General features: G+C 62.7%; 7 protein-coding genes. 6 read left to right on the top strand and 1 reads right to left on the bottom strand.

Annotation, left to right across the window (positions count from 1 at the left end; genetic code table 11):
- The 6 genes from EOA75_RS28865 to EOA75_RS28840 form a co-directional block, all read left to right on the top strand.
- Positions 1-208, top strand: a 208-nt coding sequence (locus tag EOA75_RS28865) for a hypothetical protein (protein ID WP_164747620.1), incomplete at its 5' end; no start/stop codon positions are given.
- The gene (gene narH / locus EOA75_RS28860) at positions 205-1,731 is read left to right on the top strand and encodes a nitrate reductase subunit beta (protein WP_127325756.1); all 1,527 of its coding nucleotides are present in this window, start codon (positions 205-207) and stop codon (positions 1,729-1,731) included. The genes EOA75_RS28865 and narH, both read left to right, overlap by 4 nt.
- Entirely contained in the window at positions 1,731-2,432 is a 702-nt protein-coding gene (gene narJ / locus EOA75_RS28855) for a nitrate reductase molybdenum cofactor assembly chaperone (protein WP_127325755.1), read from the top strand. The genes narH and narJ overlap by 1 nt, the downstream gene beginning before the upstream one ends.
- A gap of 11 nt (positions 2,433-2,443) precedes the next feature.
- Positions 2,444-3,223 (top strand): respiratory nitrate reductase subunit gamma, encoded by a 780-nt coding sequence (gene narI / locus EOA75_RS28850; protein WP_127325754.1) that lies wholly within the window; start codon positions 2,444-2,446, stop codon positions 3,221-3,223.
- A 3-nt stretch (positions 3,224-3,226) separates the two neighbouring features.
- Positions 3,227-4,126: a peptidylprolyl isomerase gene (locus EOA75_RS28845; RefSeq protein ID WP_127325753.1), complete on the top strand. Its 900-nt coding sequence runs from the start codon at positions 3,227-3,229 to the stop codon at positions 4,124-4,126.
- Positions 4,127-4,136: 10 nt separating this feature from the next.
- On the top strand, positions 4,137-4,421 hold the full coding sequence (locus EOA75_RS28840; RefSeq protein WP_127325752.1) for a hypothetical protein: 285 nt from the start codon (positions 4,137-4,139) through the stop codon (positions 4,419-4,421).
- A gap of 155 nt (positions 4,422-4,576) precedes the next feature.
- On the opposite strand, the gene EOA75_RS35300 is transcribed toward EOA75_RS28840, so the two are convergent.
- Positions 4,577-4,796 (bottom strand): hypothetical protein (locus EOA75_RS35300; RefSeq protein WP_245466768.1); only part of this gene is annotated, 220 nt, incomplete at its 5' end.

The following is a 4,796-nucleotide window of genomic DNA, read 5'->3' as shown; positions in this document are numbered from 1 at the left end:
CCGCGGCGGCATCCACAATTCGGTGACGCGCACCGTGCTCAAGCCGACGCATATGATCGGCGGCTACGTCCATCAAGCCTACGGCTTCAACTACTACGGAACCGTAGGCTCCAACCGCGACGAGTTCATCGTGGTCCGCAAGATGGCGGCCGTCGACTGGCTCGAGGAACCCCTGCAAGCCCAGGCTCCCAAGGAGGCCGCAGAATGAAGATACGCGCTCAGATCGCGATGGTGCTGAACCTCGACAAATGCATCGGGTGTCACACCTGCTCGGTTACCTGCAAGAACGTCTGGACCAACCGGGAAGGCGTCGAATACGCATGGTTCAACAATGTCGAGACCAAGCCGGGCGTCGGCTATCCCAAGGAGTGGGAGAATCAGCAGAAATGGAACGGCGGCTGGCGGCGCAGGAAAAACGGCAAGATCGAGCCGAAGATTGGCGCCAAGTGGCGCATCCTCGCCAACATCTTCGCAAACCCTGATCTGCCGGAGATCGACGACTACTACGAGCCGTTCACTTTCGACTACCAGCATCTGCACACGGCGAAGGAATCGAAGGCTTTCCCCACGGCCCGGCCGCGCTCGGCCATCACCGGCGAGCGGATGGAAAAGATCGAATGGGGCCCGAACTGGGAGGAGATCCTCGGCGGCGAGTTCGAGAAGCGGTCGAAGGACGTGAACTTCGAGGGCGTCCAGAAGGACATCTACGGCCAGTTCGAAAACACTTTCATGATGTATCTGCCGCGATTGTGCGAGCACTGCCTCAACCCGGCCTGCGCGGCGGTGTGCCCGTCGGGCGCGATCTACAAGCGCGAAGAGGACGGCATCGTCCTGATCGATCAGGACAAGTGCCGCGGCTGGCGCATGTGCGTCTCCGGCTGCCCCTACAAGAAGATCTACTACAACTGGTCGTCGGGCAAATCGGAGAAGTGCATCTTCTGCTATCCGCGCATCGAGGCGGGGCAGCCGACGGTCTGTTCGGAAACCTGCGTCGGCCGTATCCGCTGCCTCGGTGTGATCCTTTACGACGCCGACCGTATCGAGGCGGCCGCCAGCACGCCGCAGGAGAAGGACCTCTATCAGGCGCAGCTCGACGTTTTCCTCGATCCGAACGATCCGGCCGTCATCGCCCAGGCTCGTGCCGACGGGATTCCCGACAACTGGCTGGAGGCGGCCAAAGTGTCGCCGATCTGGAAGATGGCGATGGAGTGGAAAATCGCTTTTCCGCTTCACCCGGAATACCGCACCTTGCCGATGGTCTGGTACGTCCCGCCGCTCTCGCCCATCCAGTCGGCGGCAGCCGCCGGCAAGATGGGGCTGGATGGCGACATGCCCGACGTGCGCAGCTTGCGCATCCCGCTCCAGTATCTCGCCAATCTGCTAACGGCGGGCAATGAGGAGCCCGTGGCTCTTGCGCTCGAACGCATGCTGGCGATGCGAAGCTACATGCGGGCAAAGACGATCGACGGCCGCCTCGACGAGTCGATCGCGACGCGGGTCGGCCTGACAGGCATGGCCATCGACGAAATGTACAAGGTGATGGCGATCGCCAACTACGAGGACCGTTTCGTCATCCCGACGGCGCATCGCGAATGGAGCGAGGATGCCCAGGACATGCGAGGCTCCTGCGGCTTCTCCTTCGGCAACGGCTGCTCGGGCGGTTCGACGGAGACGAACCTCTTCGGGACCAAGCAGACCAAGCGACCGACCAACCCGATGGAGATCGCGTGATGGCGGCGCCGCTCTCGAACAGGACCTTCAAGGCGCTCTCGGCGCTCCTTTCCTATCCAACCGAGGAACTTTGCGCGGCGATCCCGGAAATCGCCTCGGCGATTGCGGCCGAGGGATTGGTGTCGGACGAAGCAGAAAAGCAGTTGCAGACCTTGCATGCCGATCTGGCCACCCTGGATCTCTACGATCTCCAGGAGCGCTACGTCGAGTTGTTCGACAAGACGCGCCGCCACTCGCTGCATCTCTTCGAACACATCCACGGCGAGAGCCGCGATCGCGGCCAGGCGATGGTCGATCTGGTCGAGCACTACCGGCGTGGCGGGCTTCTCGTCGCGGCAAACGAATTGCCTGATTTCATCCCGCTTTTCCTGGAGTTTCTTTCTGCTCGTCCTCTCGAAGAGGCGCGCGGCCTGCTCGATGAAACCGCCCATATCTTCTCATTGCTGGAAGAACGGCTCGCCAAGCGCAACGCAGGCTATGCCGCCGTGTTCACTGCCATAAGCTCGATTGTCAGCGAACCGGTCGTGGTCGTGTGCCCTGCCGAAATCGACGAGCCCGACGACCTTGCAGCCATCGACGCCGCCTGGGAGGAGACCGCCGTCGCATTAGGTCCCGGAAATGCGAACGACGGCTGTTCCGTCGACCGGCTGAGAATCCAGATGCGCGCCGCTAATCGCGATGCGCGCAATAGTGCGGCCTGACGGAGGAAGCCATGTCCAACGCAATTAACGACGCGCTCTTTGGCTGGTATCCCTATCTCTGCCTGACGATCTTCCTGCTAGGCAGCCTGATCCGGTTCGATCGCGAGCAGTATACGTGGAAGACAGGTTCGTCCCAGCTTCTGCGGCGGCGCCAGCTCCGCTGGGGCTCCAATCTGTTCCATGTGGGTATACTGGCGATTTTCGCCGGCCATTTCGTCGGCCTGCTGACGCCGATCTGGGTGTTCGATGCTCTCGGTGTTTCCCACAGCTTCAAGCAGGGATTGGCTATCACCGTCGGCGGCATCGCCGGCATTGCCTGCTTCATAGGCATCGCGCTTCTTGCCCACCGCAGGCTGTTCGACGTACGCATCCGCAACACCTCCGCTCCCGGCGACATCGCGATCCTCCTGCTGATCTGGCTGCAGCTCGCGCTCGGCCTCTCCAGCATCTTCGTCTCGCTCGGTCACATGGACGGCCACGAGATGGTGAAGTTGATGAATTGGGCTCAAGGCATTCTCACCTTGCACCCGGCGGCAGCAGCCTACGTCGCCGACGTCAATCCGATTTTTAAGGCGCATCTTGTGCTCGGCATGACGCTCTTCCTGGTCTTCCCGTTCACCAGGCTGGTTCATGTCTGGAGCGCGCCGGTCTGGTATCTCGGCCGCCCCGGCTATCAGGTTGTTCGCACACGCTTTGCCGAGCGCGGCCTACCCATGCCCAGGCCCGCGATGCAATCGTCCGAACAGGTGCGTCGGCCCGCTGCCGCTCCGTCCCACCAGCCTGCGGAGTAGACCATGGCCGCGCTCGTCATCGATCATTCGGCCGGCCGCAAATCGTCCGGCCACCCGCACGAACACCGCCCTGCAACTCCCGACACAGCACCGTCCCGGGAACGCGTGGCGATGCCGCTGGTCACCGTCAACGGCGTGGCGATATCGCGCAAGGCGATCGCCGCCGAGGTACAAAACTTTCCCGCCCGCAATCCCGGTGAGGGCTGGCGTGCCGCGACCCGCGCGCTCGTCATCCGCGAGCTGCTTCTACAGCAGGCGCGGCGTCTCGATATCAGAGCTGAGCAGCGGGCTGACCCTGATGGGCGCCGGGAGACCATCGAAGATGCGCTGGTGCGTGGTCTGATCGAGCGCGAGGTTCGCGTCCCCGATGCCGATGAGGAGACGCTGCGGCGCTTCTATGAGAACAATCTTCGCCGCTTCGTGACCTCCTCGCTTTATGAAGCCGATCATATTCTTGTTGCGGCCCGCCGCGATGATCGCGAGGCCTTCGCCGCCGCGCGTGAGAAGGCGCTGTCGCTGAGGTCAAGCCTGACGGCGGCCCCGGAGCGTTTCGCGTTACTGGCGCGGGATTGCTCGGAGTGCCCGTCGGGAGCCCTTGGGGGCAGCCTCGGCCAGATCGGGCCGGGCGACACGACGCCGGAATTCGAGGCCGCCCTCATCGATCTCGCCCCAGGCGATATCTCGCCGCCGGTCGAGACGCGTTACGGCGTCCACCTCATCCGCCTGACGCGGCGCATCGATGGCCGCCAGCTTCCATTCGAAGCCGTGCGGGAACGCATCGCCGCCTATCTGGCTGAGCACGTCAGCCGGCAGGCGACGGCACAATATGTGTCTCTCCTTATCGGCCAGGCGGACATCAGCGGAATTGCCATCGACGGCTCGTCCTCGCCGCTGGTGCAGTGAGGAGGACGCGATGCTCGGAGATATCATTGCCTCGCTGGAAGACCCGCAAGCAGCCATCGCTATCGTTGCCGCTTTCGATGAGCCGATCTTGCTCGCGCGCCTTGCCGCGGTCGCCGACGCCTCCGGTCGTCCGCCGGCCGATATCGTCGGCTCGGCCGTTCGCAATTTTGTCGACACCGCCTCCGATGATCTGTGGACACAGCTCATCGGTCTCATGAACCGTGCCCAGGATCCGGGTTTGGCAGCCATGCGGGCAATTCTCGAAAAGACCCTACCTCAAGCGCCAGAGACCTGATGAAGGCCCTGGTCCCACGTCGCGGCTGTTTCCGCCCGAGTGCGCGGATGGTGCCAATCGAAACCGCGCGGCATGCGGGCCGCCGAATTTCAATCTGAAGGAAGTTCCCGATGCAGTGCATTCGTCCTGACTGTCCCATTACCGCAATCGTCTATTCAGACGGTTCGGAATTCGAGGCGTTCCTGCTGGAAATCACCGCCATCATGGCTGAACGAGGCATGCGACTGGCAGGCCTTGTGCAGCGCAGCGAACCGAAACCGGATCGCGTTAAATGTGACATGCATCTGCGGGATCTCGCGACCGGCATGCTCCACGGCATATCCGACGATCGAGGCCCCCATGCCCGTGGCTGCGTCTTGAATACCGATCGTCTGC

The organism is Mesorhizobium sp. M1A.F.Ca.IN.022.07.1.1 (assembly GCF_003997575.1).
Taxonomy (GTDB): domain Bacteria; phylum Pseudomonadota; class Alphaproteobacteria; order Rhizobiales; family Rhizobiaceae; genus Mesorhizobium.
Note: the sequence above shows the minus strand (reverse complement) of the source record. Positions and strands in the feature narration are given on the sequence as shown.